The 323-nt window shown below is 69.0% G+C and carries 1 protein-coding gene; it reads left to right on the top strand.

Going from position 1 to position 323, the window contains the following annotated elements:
- Positions 1–323, top strand: a 323-nt coding sequence (locus OO70_RS50905) for an acyltransferase domain-containing protein (protein ID WP_158711702.1), incomplete at both ends; no start/stop codon positions are given.

Here is a 323-nt window from a genome sequence, read left to right as displayed (position 1 = left end):
GCGTTGTTCCGTCTGGTGGAGTCGTTCGGGGTGCGCCCGGATTTCTTGATGGGTCATTCGGTCGGTGAGATCGCGGCTGCGTATGTGGCGGGTGTGTTGTCGCTGGAGGATGCGTGTGCGCTGGTGGTGGCGCGGGGTCGGTTGATGCAGGGGTTGGCGTCGGGTGGGGTGATGGTCGCGGTGGAGGCGGCCGAGGAGGAGGTGCTGCCGCTGCTGGAGGGCCGTGAGTGCGAGGTGTCGGTCGCTGCGGTGAACGGCCCCCGCGCTGTGGTGATCGCGGGTGCCGAGGCCGCTGTGCTCGAGATCGCCGAGCGGCTCAAGGC

Source organism: Streptomyces xylophagus, assembly GCF_000716435.1.
Lineage (GTDB): Bacteria > Actinomycetota > Actinomycetes > Streptomycetales > Streptomycetaceae > Streptomyces > Streptomyces xylophagus.
Note: the sequence above shows the minus strand (reverse complement) of the source record. Positions and strands in the feature narration are given on the sequence as shown.